Below are 15,755 nucleotides of genomic sequence, written 5' to 3' on the forward strand. Positions count from 1 at the left end.
GTCAGTCTCAGTCGTCCAGCGGTAGCCGCCAGCGGAGCCCCGGGAAGCGTGCGAAGCCGCGGTCTGTGCTGACCCACGAGGCGCCGTGCTCGATCGCCAGGGCAGCCAGGTAGGCATCGGGCACCAGGTTTCCTCGTGCCCCGACCGTCGTGCACAGCTGGCTGAAGATGCCCCAGTGCCGCGAGCCCGGGCGAAGCACCAACGCGGAGGGGGCCGTGAGCACCGCGTTGCAGAAGGCGAGCGCTACGTCGGGTGGTGTGGGTTCCTTGTAGACGCGGTAATTGGTCACGATTCTCATGAACCCGGACAGCACCAGCTCACTGACACCGAACGGCTCTTGGCCCTGGAGGGCTTCAGCCAGCCACTCACGATGCTCGTCGGCGCGTGGACTCTCCGGGCGGTGGGCGTAGATGAACGCGTTGACGTCAGCCAGCAGCACGGGGGGACGAGTCCTGGTCGAGAAGGTGAGCCAGCGCGTCCTTGTCCTCGAGGTCCACCCCCGGCTGCAGCCCGCTGCCGCCATAGGTCGGCAGCACGAGATCGCCTACCGCGTCCCCCTCCGGCGTCGCCAACAGCACACGCAGGGCGTCGTCGAGCACATCTCCCAGGGAACGACGGGTGCGCACGGCCACCTCGCGCGCATGGCGCAGCAGCTGCTCGTCGATGTTCACCGTGGTTCGCACTCGCGAATCATAGCATCAGACACGCGCATCATGATGCGCGCGAGGTTTGGCTCGTACGTGCAGGCCTCGCGCAGCGCCTCGACGAGCTGCTCCGGTGTCCGAGGACGACCAGACCTCCCTGGCCAGCTCGGCGAGGTCGGCCCGACCGTGGCCTGCTACCGAACAGTCCGCAGGATTATCTGGCCGAGAACCTGCCGACAGTGCGGTAAGTCGAGGTGCCGTCAGCAGTGCCCGTGCAACCAGGCGACGACGTCCGCGGTGACCTCGTCACGGTTGGTCTCGTTGAAGATCTCGTGCCGCGCGTCGTCGTACAGCCGGACGGTGACGTCGGTCAGGCCGGCGTCGCGGTAGCGGTGGCCGAGCAGCTCGACGAGCTGGCCGCCGCCGGCGAGCGGGTCGTTGGAGCCGGACGTGATCAGCATGGGGAGGTCGTCGCGGACGCGGGCCAGCTCCAGCGGGTCGGCAAGCCGCGCGGCCTGGTCGAACAGGGACGGCACGGTCGCCTCCGGCAGGTCGAAGCCGCACCACGGGTCGGCAACGTAGGCGTCGACCTCGTCGGTGTCGCGGGAGAGCCACTCGTATCCCGTGCGGTGCTCGAAGCCCGCGTTGAACGCCTCGAGACCGGCCGGCTCCTCCGACTGGGAGAGGTTCGTGGCGAGCACATCGAGGGTGGTCGATCCGGAGAGTACGACGCCGGCGTACTGCGCGGAGTGGTCGAGCAGCACCGACTGTGCGGCGAACGAGCCCATCGAGTGCGCGACCAGGAAGAGCGGCAGCTCTGCGTGCTCGGCGCCCAGCCGGACGCCGTACTCGGCGACGTCGGCGATCAGTCCGCCGAACCCGGCCTCACCGAAGTCACCGAGGTGGTCACCGCCCGTGCTTCCGTGGCCGCGGTGGTCGGTCGCGCCGACCACGAACCCTGCGGCGTTGAGCGCCTGCGCGAGCCGGTCGTAGCGGGCGCCGTGCTCGGCCAGCCCGTGCGCGATCTGGACCACGCCACGCGGCTGGTCACTCGTGTCGGGCCAGGAGTACGTCGCGATGTCGATGCCGTCGACGTCGGACGGGAAGGAGGACGAGGCGGGGGCCATTCGGCGATCGTGCCACGCTCCCGCCCGGGTAGTCCGGGGCAAATTGCACTTCAGATCGGTCGCCGAGGTACGGATTGCCCCGGACTACCCCGACAACGAGGTCATTCACCCCCGTGGAAGACCGCCTCCACGTTGTTGTCGTCGGGGTCGCCAACGAGCCGATCCAGGAGTCGGGCTTGCCGTCGGGGTCGTAGCCGACTGCTACCTCGACGTCGAGCTGGCGGGAGTGGCCAAGCGTGGCCAGCGCCGCGTCGTTCAACTCCTTCGAGGCAGCCAGGTCAGCGCAGTTGATGCCGAGTGATCGATCATCTGCCGATCACATGGGTGCTGCAGGCCCTCAGGGGAGGTCGAAGACCAGCAACGTGCTCGTCGCGGTGGCCACGATGGCGCCGGACTCGTCGGTGACCACGCCCTCGGTGAAGCCGACCCGCGAGCCGGCCCTGACGACGGTCCCGGTGGCGGTGAGGAGCCCACTGGTCGCGCGGACGGCCTTGAGGTAGTTCACCTTGATCTCGACCGACGTGTAGCCGCGCCCCTGTGGGAGCGTGCTGTGCAGCGCGCAGCCGGCCACGGAGTCGAGCAGCGTGCACACCAGGCCGCCGTGCACAGCACCGATCGGGTTGTACGACGACTCGTCGGGGAGGCAGGTGAAGACCACGTGGCCCGGCGTGGCCGACACGATCTCCAGCTGCATCAGCCCGGAGATCGGGGGCGGTGGCAGCTCGCCGTCGATCATCGCGTGGATGTAGTCGATCCCGGAACGGGCCAGACCCTGGCTGGCGCCGACCATCGGGTCGTGCCAGGTGACGGTGCGGGAGCGTTCCTCGCCCCAGCCCTCGGGGGAGGTGTCGCGGGCGGCGGCGGTCATCGGGTCTCCTGAGGAAGTGTGGTCGGGTATCGGACGGTGAGGTAGCGGTCGCGGTCCGGGTCGTCTGCCGCGACGGCGTACACCTTGCCCCACGCGAGCAGGGCGTCCAGCACCGGGAGGAGGGCTCGGCCCGACTCCGTGAGCAGGTAGTCGTGGCGCCGCTCGGAGTAGGCGACGCGCTCGATGACGCCGGCCTCCTGGAGCGCGCGCAGCCGGGCGGCGACGCGGTCACGGGGGGCGCCCGTGCCGCGGACGATGTCGGTGAAACGGGTCTTGCCCAGGCTGATCTCGCGTACGACGAGCAGCGACCAGCGCTCGCCCACGACCTCGAGCGACGCCGCGATCGGGCACGGCCGGCCGGGCAGCTCGGCCAGGGTGATGGTGGACACGGTCCGTTCCTTTCCTCGTCGCTGGGTGTTAGCGTGCGACGTATGAGTTTGAATGTCAAACCTATCAGCACGGCAACTGGTCGGGCGCTGTTGCCGCTGGTCTCTCTCGGCACCGCGCTGGTGCTCGTCACCTACGTGACCCCGATGGCGACGATCCCTGCGACCGCCGCCGACCTGGGCGCCGGCTCGGGCGCCCGCGCGTGGATCCTCAGCTCGATGAGCGTCGGCCTGGCCGCGGCGCTGCTCGCGGCCGGCGTGCTGGGCGACACCTTCGGCCGCCGTCGCGTGTACGTCGTCGGGCTGGCCGCGCTCGGACTCGGCTCGCTCATCTGCGCCGTCGCCCAGGAGCCGATGCTCTTCGTGGCCGCCCGAGTGCTGCAAGGGGTGGGCGGCGGCGCGATCCTCGCCTGCGGGCTGGCCCTACTGGCGCACGTCTTCGCGCCCGGACCCGCCCGTGTGCACGCCACCTCGGTCTGGGGCGCGAGCGTAGGCCTCGGCGTCGCGGCCGGCTGCGTGCTCGCGGCAGCGCTCGACATCGGCAGCGGCTGGCGCGAGACGTACATCGCGGTGGCCGTGTTGGCGTTCGCCCTGCTCATCCCCACGCTGCGCGGGCTGCTCGAGTCGTCGGCGGCGCACGCCCGGGCCATCGACGTACCGGGCCTGACGCTTCTCGCCTCGGCCATCACGCTCGTCGTCTCGGCCCTCACCCAGGGGCGCAGCGGCATCGACTCCCCCACCGTCGTACTCACGGTCCTGGCCGTGCTCGCCTTCGTCGGGTTCATCCTCGTCGAGGCGCGGGTGCGCACTCCGCTGCTCGACCCCGGCCTGCTCGGCAACCGGCGGTTCCGCGGCGCCACCATGGGCTCGATGGTGCTGGGCTTCGGCATCATCGGGATGTCGTCGTTCGTGCCGACGGTCGCGCAGGTCGGCCTCGGCAGCAGCCTCTGGACGGCCTCCCTGCTCATCGTCCCGTGGGCGGGCACGAGCGTCGTCACCTCGATGCTCGTCCGCCACCTGCCGCACCCGCTCGAAGGTCCGTTCCCGATCGCGGTACTGCTCGTCGGCGTCGCCATCGGCCAGGCGTGCGGCTACGGCCTCGCCGCCGACTCGAACCCGTGGCGACTCGCCATCCCGATGTTCGTCAGCGGCATCACCACCGGGATCCTCAACGCCGTGCTCGGCCGCGAGGCGGTCGCGAGCGTGCCGCCCGACCGGGCCGCGATGGGGAGCGGCGCCAACAACACCGCCCGCTACCTCGGCGCGGCCGTCGGCATCACGCTGTTCGTCACGGTGGCCACGCACGCCGGTAACGGCATCATCGACGGCTGGAACGCCGCCGTACTCGTCTCCACGGCTCTGACCCTGCTCGGTGCAGGCGCGATTGCGGGGGCCGGGCTCAGGGGGCGCGGGTAACCCGCTCGCGCAGGCCGCCCGCCAGGCCGGCGATGGTGAGCCAGTCGAAGAACCCGCCGCCGTACTCAGCGAGCCACCGGCGCCGCACCCCGGCCAGCCGGACCCTCGAGTGCACTCTGGTGTCGCGGTCGGCCGGTGTGAGCACCAGCGACCAGGTCATCTCGATGTTGTCGCGCTGGGTGCCATAGAGCAGTGAGTACGGCGCGGCGACGGCCAGCACCGTCAGGGTCTCGTCGCGGCCGCCCCAGTCGGGCACGACGTCGCCGACCGCTAGTTGCTGCAAGGCCGGGTCGATCCACCGGGTACCCCGACGCCTGTGCGGGAAGAACCGCTCGACCGAGCGGGGGAAGTACCACCCCGCCCGCTGCCTACCGAGCTGCAGGACCCACGGCCAGACCACATCGGGCGGAGCGGCAAGGGAGAAGGCACGGTCCATCACCACGTCGGCGTCGAGGCGGTCGTCACCGGGCAGGGCGGCCGCGACCTCGGCGGGGGTCGGGCGCACGGAGGTCATGTTCCGACGCTAGCCGTACGGACTCCGTATGGATGTCGGCCGACACCATCAAGAGACCGTCAAGGGCGACCAACGGCGCACCCACACGGGCACAGAACGGCCTCGTGGATGACGTTCTCTTTGTGCTTCTGACCCTGATCCTCTTCGGCCTCAGCGACAACGCGCCCCGACGTCGTACTCCTCGACCTCGGCCTGCCCGACACGGACGGCACGGACGGCACGGACGTGATCAGCGGCCTGCGCGGCTGGAGCGCGGTGTCGATCGTGGTCCTGTCGGCGCGGCTGAACGGCGAGGACAAGGTCGAGGCACTCGACCTCGGCGCCGACGACTACGTCACGGCCAGCAGGCCGGGCCTGAGGTGGCCCTCGTGGAGGTCTGGGGCCCGACGTACGAGCACGAGTCCCACTACCTCCGCGTGTACGCCGCCCAGCTGCGCCGCAAGCTGGAGGACGACCCGTCGCATCCGCGGCATCTGGTGACGTCGAGCGGGCTCGGATACACCCTCGTACCGTGAGAGGTCCCCAAAATTGGGTCTTCCGCTCCCGGGCTGTGCACGTACAGTTTCACGAAAGGGGCAGTGCTGAGGACGGCAACGTTCGACATGGGGAGCACGACATGGGGTTCAAGAGCATCGTGGCAGCGTTATGCGCTGTGGCACTGGCGTCGGTCGGGTTCGCTTCGCCGGCCGCCGTCGGCAAGGCCGAGCCGACCGGGCTGTGGCCGACCGGCTTCGCCGCGCAACAGACCTCGGCCGACTGCGGAAAATGGTCGCTGGACGAGAACGGCTTCTGCGTCGCCAACGACTCCAGGAACGGTCTCGAGGTCGGTGTGAAGTTCCAGTCCTCGCGGGAGCTGTCGATCACCGGCATCCGGATCTACCGCGCCGAGCCCGCCACCGTGCCGGGGTCGCTGTGGAACTCCGCCGGGACCCTGCTCGCCAGGGGCACCTTCGCTGCCCGCAGCGGCAACGGGTGGCAGGACATGAGCTTCGCCCATCCGGTGACGATCGCGCCCGGCAAGACCTACGTCGCGTCGTACTTCACTCCCGGCACGAAGTACGCGTTCAGCTACGGATACTTCGCGAAGTCGGGGCGGACCGTGGGGCCGATCACGGCGCTTCGCTCGGTCGACGCCGACCCCAACGGCGTCCACTGCTACGACGACGCAGAGTGTGGCTCCTTTCCCGTGCGCGGCTACCGGGACTCGGCGTACTGGGTGACGCCGCTGTGGCAGGAGCCCGGCGGCGGCACCAACGGCTCGACTGTCGGCCCCACGACCGACGCCACCAAGCCGACGGCCGACAACAAGGCCCCCGTGGTGGCGACCATGACGCCTCGCAACCGTGCGAGGCGTGTCAAGGTCGGAGTGAACGTGACGGCGACGTTCTCCGAGGCGGTGCGCTCGACGGGGCTCACGTCCTCGACCGTCCGGCTGCTGCGCAAGGGCAGCACCAAGCTCGTGGCGACGAAGATTCGGTACGACGCGAAGGCGCACCGGGTCGTGCTGAACCCACGCTCCGCGTTGCGTCGCGCGACGGCGTACCGCGTCGTGATCTCCAGCGACGTCCGCGACCTCGCGGACAACCGGCTCGACCAGAACCCGACCAAGTCCGGCCTGCAGCAGGCGCGCTGGACGTTCCGGACGAGGTGACCTTCCGTCCCGCGTCCCGGACTGGACCCGTACACGTTCTGCCCCCGCCCTGACCCACCTGCGCCCTGCGCAACGGGTGCACGCCGGCATCGTCCTGTGGAGCGTGTCCGCCTGGGTCTTCAACGGGCTGCGGAGGCGCGTGCCATCGTGGCCGCATGAACTCTTCTCCTGTTGTCGTGGTCACCGGCGCCAACGGCCTCGTCGGCTCCCGCATCTGCGCGACCCTGGTCGAGCGCGGCGCGAGCGTGTGCGCCGTCGTACGACGCGCCGGCACCGCCCCGGATCTCGTCGGTGTCGAGGAACGGGTCGGCGAATTCTTCGACCCTGCCTTCGCCGCGGCCGTGGTCGATGGTGCGTACGCCGTCGTGACGACGGTGCACCCGATGGCCAGCGACCTCGAGACCCAGCACCGGATCGCGGTCGAGGGCACGCCGGTCATCGCCCGCGCAGCGGCCTCAGCCGGCGTCGAGCGCCTGGTCCACATCTCGACCGCGGGCGTCTACGACCGCAGCCCCGGGGTCGGCGACGTGGATGAGACGTCGGCGCTGGTGGACGACGCCGCCGGCGACTACGCCGTCACCAAGCGCGACACCGACGCTGCCCTGGCCGAAGTCGACGGGATCACCCGCGTGCTCCTGCGGCCGCCCGCGATCCTGGGCGCCGGCGAGACCTCGGTCTGGAACACGCTGCGCCCCGCGGCCATCCGCGAGAAGGAACGCGCTCGTCGCGCATTGCCGCAGCAGACCTTCGCGTGGGTCCACGTCACCGACCTCGCCACCTTCGCCGCCGACATCGCGTCCGGCCGGGTGGCGGCCTCGACCGACCCGTCGACCGGACCCGTCGCTGGCGCCTGCACCCCTGCCAACGTCGCCGCGGGGCCGGCCACGGTCCGTGACTACCACTCGACCGTCACTGGCGCGCTCGGTGTCGAGCCGGTGTGGGATGACGCGCCTGCGTGGACGGGTCAGATCCTGGCTGATCGGGCCCGCGGGTGGGGGTGGGTGCCGCGCGTGGAGCTCGCTGACGCGCTGGCGGAGATCGATGCGGGGTTGCGCAGGCAGCCGTCGGGCTGATGGCCGCCACGCGGTCGTGCGGGGCTGATTCGGGTCCGATGCATCGGCCGCCCGGAGATCTTCGCCATCCAAGCTCGGTCAGATCGGCTGAGTTGGACGCCTTGGCCAGCCAGCTCGACGCCCGACAAGCCGAGCTCCGCAGGACGAGGCGGCGACTGAGCGTGCTCACATCCGTTCGTTGAGGCGGGTCAACAACGTCATGATCCGCCACACCTAGCCCGAGCCCGGCGGGTGGGCGCGACAGAAGTCGCGCACGGCGTCGTTCACCCGCTCGGGACGCTCGAGATTACTCATGTGGCCTGCGCCCTCGATCACGACGAGTGTCGGATCCGGGATCGCCTCCTCGAACTGGCGCGCGACGACGAGTGGCGAGCGCGCATCGTACTGTCCCCAGATCAGCAGCGTGGGGACGGCGATGTGAGGCAGCAGGTCGCTTAGATCGGTCTCGGCCATGATGGCCAACTCGTGCTCAAGGGTGGCCGGGCGGACGTCGGCGGCGATGGCGGCGAGCAGAGGCACAAATCTCGCCGGCGGATCGTTGGCGAAGAGTCCGGGAAGCGTGGGGTCGAACTCCCCATCCGGCGCGGCGAGCATCTTGCGCGCGCCCGCAACCCGCGCTCGTACCTCGTCTGCGGGCAGCGATCCCTTCCAGCCGGCGTAGGTGTCGATCATGATCAGGGTCGCGACGAGCCCAGGATGGCGGCGGTAGAGCTCGAGCAGCACCGTGCCACCCCAGGACAGGCCAGCGATGTGGGCGGGCCCGAGCCCAAGCGCTTTGAGCAGCACTGCAAGCCCATCCGCATAGCCCACCAGGCCAAAGCGCTCCGGGAGGTCGGAGGACCGGCCAGCCCCTGGCTCGTCCCATGCGACGACCGTGAACTCGTCGGCCAGACCGGCAAGCTGCGGTTCCCAGATGCGGCTGTCCTCGGCCGCGCCGTGGACAAAGACCAAGGGCGGCCCCTCACCGACCCGCTCGTAGGCGATCCTGAGCCCGCCCGCCTCGACAAACTCCACCATCGCAAGGTACTCGGGCCGAGCCGGTGTCGCTGCCGAGCGAGCCATCGCGACACCTGGCGCTGGATGCGAGGCCTGACGGCAACGTCGATCACCTGCATGACTTCGATGAGCGCGCACAGCGGATCCGGTGAATGCTCGGACGACAGCGAGCACGGAGCCAGAGTCGATCGCGGTGGATGTGGCGTACTCTCTCGACGCTCGGATCGCGTATCGCGACTGGGTCGCGGAGGGCGAGCACACTGTTCCTATGACGCGTGCGATCGACAAGGCGCTCGGCCGCATTCTCGATGACCTGGCCGCGGGAGGTGTCCCGCTGCCGCGCGTTGAGCCGAGCACGTGGCAGATCTGGGCCCCGTCGGAGTCCCTCGAGTTGTTCGCAGCCGACCACAGCGGCATGGGGGTGTGGTTGGACCTGAGACTGCCTGCCGACCAAGCCCTCGCACACTTGGCCGACCAAGTCCAAGAATGGGCAGTCGAAGAACTCGCTCGTCTCGGCAGACCTACCAACTGGCCGGTCTGCGAGGCGCACCCCGCCAACCATCCCCAGCGACCCGTCGTCGAACACGGTCGCGCAGTCTGGGCTTGCCCAATCGGTGTCGCCGACTCCTTGCTCATCGGGGAACTGCGACGTGCCTAACGGAGCGATCTCCGCACGGACTCTCGCGCGCCGAAGCATCCGACATTAACAGGCGTTCGCTCGAGCGTCAGATGCTGCGGAATGACGCAGGGTCTGGCGTTACGTCAGGTGTCGGGTGAAGAACCTGGCGGCGTCGTCTCCTGCGAAAGGCGGGACTCCGGTGTGTCCGCCCATGTTGGCTTGCAGCGTCTTCTCGAGGGAGCCGAAGGAATCGAACAGGTTCAGTGCCATTTGCCGGTCGTTCCCGCAGTCGTCCCACTGCAGCAGGACGTGCAGCGGAATGGTGACCTGACGGGCCTCCTCGAACATGGAGCGGGACACGAAGCTCCCTGCGAACAGACCGGCGGCCACGATGCGCGGTTCGACCAGCGCCAGCCGGATGGCGATGGCGAGAACGCCGCCCGAGAACCCGACCGGCCCTCGGACGTTCGGCAGTGCAAGAAGCGCATCCAGGGTGGTCTGCCACTCCGGGACCGCTTGCTCGACCAGCGGGAGGATCAGCCTGTCGACGATCTCCCCGACCGGCTCTCCTGCCGCTAGGGCATGGCGCAGGTCGGCGCGGGCCTGCTCAGCGTCGACGGATCGGGGTCGGTCACCGCTCCCGGGGAGCTCGATAGTGGCTGTGACATAGCCGTCGACCGCAGCCCGCCGGGCTCGTCCGGCCAGCCGGGGATACATCGCGCCCAGCCCACCGGGGTGGCCCATCAGGATCAAGGGTGCCGGTGAGGAGGGTGGCGTCCAGAGGATGCCGGGGATCTCGTCGATAGTGAAATGCCGTTCGAGGACGCCGTCGTCGAGCTGACGTTCAGAAATGAAGTGCATGGTCGCGCCTTTCGGAAGAGCTTGTTGAACGGCGCTCCCGGACGACCTACTGCCCGACCGTGACCCCGCAGAGGAGCACCCACGTAAATATGCTCACGGGTACCACCTCCTCGTCCTCACACGGCCCCCGGCGAGAGTAGCCGTGGCGGTCGTGCCCCGCCAATGCCTTTGTCGAGGGCTTCCGGTCAGCTCCTACGCTCAAACGGTGCTCGATACGCATCGAGTTCGATTACGGCGAGAACCGTCACTGGCGGCTAGACGCACCTAGTGAACGTCGGCTTCGATGGCCCGCCTCGCGGCCAGATTCAGACGATGACCCGGGCTTGGCCGGACGCGAAAGTCAAGGCTGCGGACCGAGCTCGGTGCTTGGCGCCGATCCCGTCAGGTCCGCTCGTGGCTCCTTGAGTTCCACGAAAATCACGTGGGTTGGAGTGTCTCCGACGTTCTCGCCGTGATGTTGCTGAGCCGGCAGCCAGCCGACCATGCCAGCCTTCATCTCGACTTCGCGCAGTACTTCGCCCGACACAAGGCGTCTCCGAAAGGAGCTCAGCGTGTACATCACACTGTCTGGATGCTGGTGCGGCGTCGTGCTTTCTCCGGGCTCGTCCTTGTACTCCAGCACTCGGACGCGCTCGTTCTCGAAGACGACCTCGTAGTGGTCCGGGTTGGTGACGGCAGGGTCAAGGCTCATGTCAAGAGAATGACAGTCGCGGCCATCAACTGCCCATAGCACGACGCAACTCGACGGCTACGGCAAGGCTGGCAGGCGCCGACGCGGCTACTAGACACTTCCCGGATTGACACACGTGGTCAACGCGCACGCGCGTCAGCCGATTTGCTCGAACAGGGACACGATGATCCCTTCGGGCCCACGCACGTAGGCCATCCGCACACTGTTCTCGTACTCGCCGATGCCGCCAACGAGTCCGTACCCGTCCGACCGCATCCACGGCCGCCTTGAGGTCGCCGACCTCGAAGGACACGTTGCGCAGGCCAAGCTCGTTGGCCATTGCTGTGGGCGATCCGGGCACGTGGTCGGGCCTCACGAAGCACGCAAGCTCCAGCCGGGACCCTCCGTCGGGCGGCCGCAGCATCGCGATCTCACAGTGCGCGCCCGGGATGCCGCACACGGTCTCCACGAACTCGCCCTCCACAGATCCGGTGCCCTCGACCTCAAGACCCAGCCCGACGAAGAACGCGGTCACCGAGTCGAGGTCCGCGACGGTAATGCCGATGTGGTCGAAACGTTGTACGTGTGCCATGGGATCCAGCCTCCAACAGTTGGCTTGCAGATTCGATGCTGGGACGGAGCCAGGACTGGAATCTCGACATAGCCTTGCAGAAAGCTGCGGTTAACCCAGAAATCGAGCTGCCGTCCGGGAACGACATATTGCTCTCGCGGCGGAAAGACGCACTCATGGGTCCGCCGGGAAGTGACGCGGCACGTGGGCGACGCAAGGCAGTGTCGGTGCCCTCTGGCGGCCCCGCCGGGAAACAGGCAGATCAACCGCGTCCTGCACCCCATGGCCCGCGTCCAACTCCGCAACCCCACCGCTGGCCGGGACTAGTACGAACGGAAGAAGGCCGAAAGCAGGCGCCAATGGAGGCGATGCGCTGCGTCAAGCGTCGACTGGCCGACATCGTCTTCCAGACCATGCTCAACGACGCCATCCGCACGCCACAAAGGCCTGGGACGGGCTCGGGAGAAACAACGGGACACGACTCTGACTCCAGCGCGACCGGTTCACATCCCACGCCGGCTCCTCGGACAAGTCACTTCCCGGACCCGCCGGACAGCAGCCTACGACACGGGCTGCCGGCCGCATCTTGACACAGGGGGGCCATGAGCGGATGTTCTGAGTTGCGCCGGGATAAGCGCGTTGGGCGATGATCGAGCGCCAAGCCATCGACCGCGGCGTGTTCACCTCGGTCAAGGACCTCAACGCCAAGATTCGCCCCCAAATCGACGGCTGGAACGACCGCTCGCCTCGCTTCGTCTGGAACAAGACAGCCGGTGAGATGCTTAAGAAAGTCAACCGGATGAATACTTCGATTGGGCGGCGCTAGAATGACATAATGGGCGGCTGATGAAATCGAACACGCCTGCCATTCACGATCATAATCAGCCAAATGCAGCCGGATGATGTCGCTCGAAGGGTCGTTTTGATGTCGATGTCCATCTCCTCGAATTCACCTTGATCGCTAGTTCGCTCGAGAGCTTCCTCAAGAATCTCTGCAACAACGCTGCGCCCAAAGGACTCGTAGTCGTGAGCACCCAAGTGGTTCTCAACATATTGTTTGTCCAGCTTTTGTTCCATTTTGGTCTCCATCGCTTTCAATTGACACCGGGAACCCAATGAGGGCTCCTCCGGCTAGAATCGGTCTCCCAGGAGTGGCGCTCCGGCAGGATGGTCGGACACCCCCGCATTTTCACGGTCCTCGCTTAGTCCGTAGGTGTCAACGCCTTCACGTGGTTGCGGCGGCTGCGGACTGTCTTGGTTCAGACCACCTCTCTCGCGCGCCTCGAATGACTGGGAGAGAGCAAGATTGCTCTTGCACCTGACAGGTCCGCGCCATGGCAATCGAGCGAACGTGGCGCTTCTCGAGCACAGACGCTGCAAGACCTGCGCGCTGCGCACAGGAAGGAACATCGGGCGTGGGAAGCGCGTGCAGACGAGCGCGATAGCCTTCAGGCTCAGTACGACATTGACCTCGCGGCATGGCGAGCAGAGTGCCGGCTGCGAAGCAGCTTTACTGGACTAGTGGACGTCGGACCCCCGGCACGCGCTGATCGCGGCTTCAAAGCAGGTGCAGACTGGTCTGCTCGTGGCGTGTTGTTCGTGCTCGGACAGCTGTGGATCGCGGTACATGCGACTCACCATGCGCCGCGAACGCAACCAGGTGGCGCCGGCGACCACGAACGCGGCGGTATGACTGTGACTTAAGAGGCGGTGTTGGTCACCGGTCATGATCGATGTCATCTGTGCACTGGTCCGTCCCCGCGGAACCTGCACGCTCAACGGGCAGTGACCTAGGGTCCAACCATGGACGCCACCGTCATCGTCGCCGCTATGGGATTGGCGGCCACCCTCCTAGCGACTTGGTTGACCGCACGCTCGCAACGACGCGTAGACCGTGAGGGTCGGATTCTTGACGCAAAGGTGCGCACTTACGGCGAATGCTCGGAGAGCCTCTATGAATATGCACGCGCCACCTACAACCGGTCGAAAGCTCGGATCGCAGCACAACCTGATCGAGACGAAGAAGGGCCCCGACAAGAAGCCTATCGAGCCAATGCGAGGGCACGGTCAGCCATAGGCCAGGTTTTGATACTGACCAAGAACCAAGAACTAGAGGAAGAGTTGACGCGAGCTCGACGCCAGATCGGACAGTTGAACCGGGCTCCGAACCACGACGATCTCAGGAGCCGGCAAGAAGTCGCTTATCAGACCATAAAGCGAGCACTCGACATGGCGAGATCTGACTTGGTGACCTGATGCCTCTCACTCCTGTAACAGCGCGGTGCTCCACCCGAGAAAGGGCGCACTGGGATGAGTCCTTGAAGATGTTGCGAGGGCCAGCGGAGCTTGGCTTGCCTGCGGGTAAGCGGCCGCGGATTGGACTCCCGGTAGACGTGGGTGGGCGAAGCAACGGCGTCGCCTGAAGTGGATGCCAATCGCTCACCCATTCGCGGCGGATAGACGCACCTCGGTCAGACGAGGGACCTCTGACAGGCGACGTGCGGAGCCGTTCGGCCATTGGGTCTGATCCGTGGTTTCGTTCCTTGAATCAAACGTCAGCCGTGCTGGTCAACCTGCGGCCGCCACGGCTCGTGCTCGTGCGACAGCCAGACCTCCTCAGGGTCGAGCGCGCGGACCAGCCGCTGGCCTTCGGTGCGTGGCTCGTCGAGTTCGGCGTGGAAGACTGCCGTGTCGCCGCAGACGACGACGGATTGCCCGCCCGCCTCGACGACGACCACCTGCGAGCCTCGCGTGTGTCCTGGCGTCGGGACGAGCCGGATCCCCGGCAGCAGCTCGAGCTCGCCGTCGACGGGTACGTACTGCACGCCTGGCGCGTCGACCCACTCGCGGATCGTGTAATCGTCCTCGCTGCGTGCGTCGTCGAGCTCGATGCGCTGGACGTAGATCGGCTTGCCCGTGAAGAGGTGGTTGCCGCCGCAGTGGTCGAAGTGCAGGTGCGTATTGACCACGATGTCGATGCCGGCCAGGTCGAAGTCGGCCTGCGCGCGCAGTGGAATCAGGCGTGGATCCATGTCGGCCACCGCCGGGTGTAGCTGCGTCAGCCCGGTGTCGACAAGCACGCGCGCGTCGGGATGGTCGATGACGTGCACGTAGACCGGCATTCGCTCGCCCTCGGCGAGCAACTCGGCCACGAGAATTGGGGTGACGGTCGGCGGCGAGCCCTCGCTTCCCACCCCCTCCCCTCTCCGGGGTCGTAGGTCACGCATCGCGGACAGCTTGTGCATTTGTCTTGTATCCGCGGCGGTCGCAATAGCCGATGGTCATGAACGGAGCCATGCTCGCTCGTTTCTCTTGATGTTGTTGCACCGCTGGGCGCGGCCGCTAGCACTACGACTTCACAGTCGCACAGAAGTCATCGGTCGAGGAGGGCGGGCGTGGAGTCCGTCCTAGGGGCCGATCCGGCGAGGACGCAGATCGCGTCGGTCGCGCTTGTCGGGGACGTCACGAGGCTGCGCCTGCCTACAGCGCGGCCGACTCACACCCGCTCATCGACACTTCGGATCAGCCACTTCCCGGACCCGCGAAAACGACGCTACGCCGCCCACCAGCCAGCCGGAAGACCCTCACTCGAACCGCGCCTTGACCCAGAGGGCTGCCAGATCCGTGCATTGCCGCGTCGGCGGGGCCGCGGGTGACGCCCACCGACCCGCCCCCGAATGCGGCACGGCAGCCCCGCTCGGCCGAGCCCGGCTCGCTGATCCAATTTGGGGCATGACACCGGGCGCCCCGTAGACCAGCATGGCCGGAGCGCCGGATCGTGCCCGGCACGGCGAGGAGGGATCGTGGCAACCGTTCACTTCCGGCAGTCGAGCCCCGTGTGGCAGGGCGCCGGCACCGCGGCGTGGAACATGGTCGTGGGCGACCGGGACAACTTCTGGGGCTTCTCGGCCCGCCCCTTCCAGGCCAACGACACGGTCGTGCTCGAGAAGGTGTCGGCCAACTCGGACAACAACCTCAATCAGTCAACGGACATCGTGATCACGATGATCCCCGGCGTCGGCGGCGGCGGGCTGGTCCGGTTGGCGGCCGGGGCGGTGTCACCGTGAGGCTGCACGTGCTGTACGACGGCGAGGGCCGCATCGTCGCGGCCGCGCCGTCCGACGTGGCTGACGGGGAGCTGGTCGTCCGGCCGGTGGCGACCGAGCCCGGTCACGAGGCCGGCGAGCTGGAGGTGCCCTCCGAGCTGGAAGGCGCGGCCCTCGCCGACATCTGCGAACGCTCTCGGGTCGACGTCGCCCAACGCCGCATGGTGGTCCGCGACGCGACAGCCGGTTAGCGCGCCGGGACGGCCGTCACGTACACCTGCACCCTGCCGACCACCTTGACGGGGGTGCGGCG

General features: G+C 67.8%; 20 protein-coding genes and 1 pseudogene. 9 read left to right on the plus strand and 12 right to left on the minus strand.

The window, feature by feature from the left end; all coding sequences use genetic code 11:
• Positions 1-7 precede the first annotated feature (7 nt).
• From H4Q84_RS12990 to H4Q84_RS13010, 5 genes are all read right to left on the minus strand, one after another.
• On the minus strand, positions 8-439 hold the full coding sequence (locus H4Q84_RS12990) for a type II toxin-antitoxin system VapC family toxin (RefSeq protein ID WP_248579522.1): 432 nt from the start codon (positions 437-439) through the stop codon (positions 8-10).
• Positions 426-683, minus strand: a complete 258-nt coding sequence (locus H4Q84_RS12995; RefSeq protein ID WP_248579523.1) for a type II toxin-antitoxin system VapB family antitoxin — start codon at positions 681-683, stop codon at positions 426-428. Before H4Q84_RS12995 ends, H4Q84_RS12990 begins: the two co-directional genes overlap by 14 nt.
• Before the next feature lie 221 nt (positions 684-904).
• Positions 905-1,771: an alpha/beta hydrolase gene (locus tag H4Q84_RS13000; RefSeq protein ID WP_248579524.1), complete on the minus strand. Its 867-nt coding sequence runs from the start codon at positions 1,769-1,771 to the stop codon at positions 905-907.
• A gap of 337 nt (positions 1,772-2,108) precedes the next feature.
• Positions 2,109-2,639, minus strand: a complete 531-nt coding sequence (locus H4Q84_RS13005; protein ID WP_248579525.1) for a PaaI family thioesterase — start codon at positions 2,637-2,639, stop codon at positions 2,109-2,111.
• The gene (locus H4Q84_RS13010) at positions 2,636-3,028 is read right to left on the minus strand and encodes a helix-turn-helix domain-containing protein (RefSeq protein ID WP_248579526.1); all 393 of its coding nucleotides are present in this window, start codon (positions 3,026-3,028) and stop codon (positions 2,636-2,638) included. The genes H4Q84_RS13005 and H4Q84_RS13010 overlap by 4 nt, the downstream gene beginning before the upstream one ends.
• Before the next feature lie 42 nt (positions 3,029-3,070).
• Between H4Q84_RS13010 and H4Q84_RS13015 the strand changes: the two genes are divergently transcribed.
• The gene (locus tag H4Q84_RS13015; RefSeq protein ID WP_248579527.1) at positions 3,071-4,441 is read left to right on the plus strand and encodes an MFS transporter; all 1,371 of its coding nucleotides are present in this window, start codon (positions 3,071-3,073) and stop codon (positions 4,439-4,441) included.
• Here the strand turns inward: H4Q84_RS13015 and H4Q84_RS13020 are convergent.
• The gene (locus H4Q84_RS13020; RefSeq protein WP_248579528.1) at positions 4,425-4,955 is read right to left on the minus strand and encodes a hypothetical protein; all 531 of its coding nucleotides are present in this window, start codon (positions 4,953-4,955) and stop codon (positions 4,425-4,427) included. The two genes, H4Q84_RS13015 and H4Q84_RS13020, sit on opposite strands and share 17 nt — an antisense overlap.
• 192 nt (positions 4,956-5,147) lie before the next feature.
• On the opposite strand from H4Q84_RS13020, the pseudogene H4Q84_RS23330 reads away from it, so the two are divergent.
• The 4 genes and pseudogenes from H4Q84_RS23330 to H4Q84_RS13035 form a co-directional block, all read left to right on the plus strand.
• Positions 5,148-5,234, plus strand: a pseudogene (locus tag H4Q84_RS23330) (hypothetical protein); the annotation flags it as partial.
• Between the two features lie 89 nt (positions 5,235-5,323).
• Positions 5,324-5,470 (plus strand): winged helix-turn-helix domain-containing protein, encoded by a 147-nt coding sequence (locus H4Q84_RS23335; RefSeq protein WP_349238359.1) that lies wholly within the window; start codon positions 5,324-5,326, stop codon positions 5,468-5,470.
• 101 nt (positions 5,471-5,571) lie between these two features.
• Complete coding sequence (locus H4Q84_RS13030) at positions 5,572-6,606, plus strand: DUF4082 domain-containing protein (protein ID WP_248579529.1); 1,035 nt, start codon at positions 5,572-5,574, stop codon at positions 6,604-6,606.
• Between the two features lie 155 nt (positions 6,607-6,761).
• Positions 6,762-7,679 (plus strand): NAD(P)-dependent oxidoreductase, encoded by a 918-nt coding sequence (locus H4Q84_RS13035; protein ID WP_248579530.1) that lies wholly within the window; start codon positions 6,762-6,764, stop codon positions 7,677-7,679.
• A gap of 213 nt (positions 7,680-7,892) precedes the next feature.
• On the opposite strand, the gene H4Q84_RS13040 is transcribed toward H4Q84_RS13035, so the two are convergent.
• The 4 genes from H4Q84_RS13040 to H4Q84_RS13055 all read right to left on the minus strand — a co-directional run bounded on the left by H4Q84_RS13040 (position 7,893) and on the right by H4Q84_RS13055 (position 11,417).
• Positions 7,893-8,696, minus strand: coding sequence for an alpha/beta hydrolase (locus H4Q84_RS13040; RefSeq protein WP_248579531.1), 804 nt, complete (start codon positions 8,694-8,696; stop codon positions 7,893-7,895).
• Between the two features lie 736 nt (positions 8,697-9,432).
• The gene (locus H4Q84_RS13045) at positions 9,433-10,155 is read right to left on the minus strand and encodes an alpha/beta hydrolase (protein ID WP_248579532.1); all 723 of its coding nucleotides are present in this window, start codon (positions 10,153-10,155) and stop codon (positions 9,433-9,435) included.
• A 340-nt stretch (positions 10,156-10,495) separates the two neighbouring features.
• A complete protein-coding gene (locus H4Q84_RS13050; RefSeq protein WP_248579533.1) occupies positions 10,496-10,846 on the minus strand; it encodes a cupin domain-containing protein in 351 nt (116 codons plus the stop codon).
• Positions 10,847-10,871: 25 nt separating this feature from the next.
• Positions 10,872-11,417, minus strand: coding sequence for a VOC family protein (locus H4Q84_RS13055; RefSeq protein WP_248579534.1), 546 nt, complete (start codon positions 11,415-11,417; stop codon positions 10,872-10,874).
• Positions 11,418-12,042: 625 nt separating this feature from the next.
• Here H4Q84_RS13055 and H4Q84_RS13060 point away from each other — a divergent pair.
• Positions 12,043-12,222: a hypothetical protein gene (locus H4Q84_RS13060; RefSeq protein ID WP_248579535.1), complete on the plus strand. Its 180-nt coding sequence runs from the start codon at positions 12,043-12,045 to the stop codon at positions 12,220-12,222.
• Here the strand turns inward: H4Q84_RS13060 and H4Q84_RS13065 are convergent.
• The gene (locus tag H4Q84_RS13065) at positions 12,219-12,473 is read right to left on the minus strand and encodes a hypothetical protein (RefSeq protein WP_248579536.1); all 255 of its coding nucleotides are present in this window, start codon (positions 12,471-12,473) and stop codon (positions 12,219-12,221) included. The two genes, H4Q84_RS13060 and H4Q84_RS13065, sit on opposite strands and share 4 nt — an antisense overlap.
• Positions 12,474-13,199: 726 nt before the next feature.
• Here H4Q84_RS13065 and H4Q84_RS13070 point away from each other — a divergent pair.
• A complete protein-coding gene (locus tag H4Q84_RS13070; RefSeq protein ID WP_248579537.1) occupies positions 13,200-13,652 on the plus strand; it encodes a hypothetical protein in 453 nt (150 codons plus the stop codon).
• Between the two features lie 299 nt (positions 13,653-13,951).
• Here the strand turns inward: H4Q84_RS13070 and H4Q84_RS13075 are convergent, their stop codons facing one another.
• The gene (locus H4Q84_RS13075; protein WP_248579538.1) at positions 13,952-14,548 is read right to left on the minus strand and encodes an MBL fold metallo-hydrolase; all 597 of its coding nucleotides are present in this window, start codon (positions 14,546-14,548) and stop codon (positions 13,952-13,954) included.
• Between the two features lie 651 nt (positions 14,549-15,199).
• Between H4Q84_RS13075 and H4Q84_RS13080 the strand changes: the two genes are divergently transcribed.
• Together H4Q84_RS13080 and H4Q84_RS13085 are read left to right on the plus strand one after the other, a co-directional pair.
• On the plus strand, positions 15,200-15,463 hold the full coding sequence (locus H4Q84_RS13080) for a hypothetical protein (protein ID WP_248579539.1): 264 nt from the start codon (positions 15,200-15,202) through the stop codon (positions 15,461-15,463).
• Positions 15,460-15,693 (plus strand): hypothetical protein, encoded by a 234-nt coding sequence (locus H4Q84_RS13085; RefSeq protein WP_248579540.1) that lies wholly within the window; start codon positions 15,460-15,462, stop codon positions 15,691-15,693. Before H4Q84_RS13080 ends, H4Q84_RS13085 begins: the two co-directional genes overlap by 4 nt.
• Positions 15,694-15,755: the final 62 nt, after the last annotated feature.

The organism is Nocardioides sp. InS609-2 (genome assembly GCF_023208195.1).
Taxonomy (GTDB): Bacteria; Actinomycetota; Actinomycetes; order Propionibacteriales; family Nocardioidaceae; genus Nocardioides.

Coding starts and splice junctions, on each gene's coding strand:
- H4Q84_RS13030 (WP_248579529.1), top strand. CDS start 5,572: ATGGGGTTCAAGAGCATCGTGGCAGCGTTATGCGCTGTGGCACTGGCG.
- H4Q84_RS13050 (WP_248579533.1), bottom strand. CDS start 10,846: ATGAGCCTTGACCCTGCCGTCACCAACCCGGACCACTACGAGGTCGTC.
- H4Q84_RS13040 (WP_248579531.1), bottom strand. CDS start 8,696: ATGGTGGAGTTTGTCGAGGCGGGCGGGCTCAGGATCGCCTACGAGCGG.
- H4Q84_RS13015 (WP_248579527.1), top strand. CDS start 3,071: ATGAGTTTGAATGTCAAACCTATCAGCACGGCAACTGGTCGGGCGCTG.
- H4Q84_RS13035 (WP_248579530.1), top strand. CDS start 6,762: ATGAACTCTTCTCCTGTTGTCGTGGTCACCGGCGCCAACGGCCTCGTC.
- H4Q84_RS13065 (WP_248579536.1), bottom strand. CDS start 12,473: ATGGAACAAAAGCTGGACAAACAATATGTTGAGAACCACTTGGGTGCT.
- H4Q84_RS13020 (WP_248579528.1), bottom strand. CDS start 4,955: ATGACCTCCGTGCGCCCGACCCCCGCCGAGGTCGCGGCCGCCCTGCCC.
- H4Q84_RS13005 (WP_248579525.1), bottom strand. CDS start 2,639: ATGACCGCCGCCGCCCGCGACACCTCCCCCGAGGGCTGGGGCGAGGAA.
- H4Q84_RS13060 (WP_248579535.1), top strand. CDS start 12,043: ATGATCGAGCGCCAAGCCATCGACCGCGGCGTGTTCACCTCGGTCAAG.
- H4Q84_RS13045 (WP_248579532.1), bottom strand. CDS start 10,155: ATGCACTTCATTTCTGAACGTCAGCTCGACGACGGCGTCCTCGAACGG.
- H4Q84_RS13000 (WP_248579524.1), bottom strand. CDS start 1,771: ATGGCCCCCGCCTCGTCCTCCTTCCCGTCCGACGTCGACGGCATCGAC.
- H4Q84_RS13055 (WP_248579534.1), bottom strand. CDS start 11,417: ATGGCACACGTACAACGTTTCGACCACATCGGCATTACCGTCGCGGAC.
- H4Q84_RS13070 (WP_248579537.1), top strand. CDS start 13,200: ATGGACGCCACCGTCATCGTCGCCGCTATGGGATTGGCGGCCACCCTC.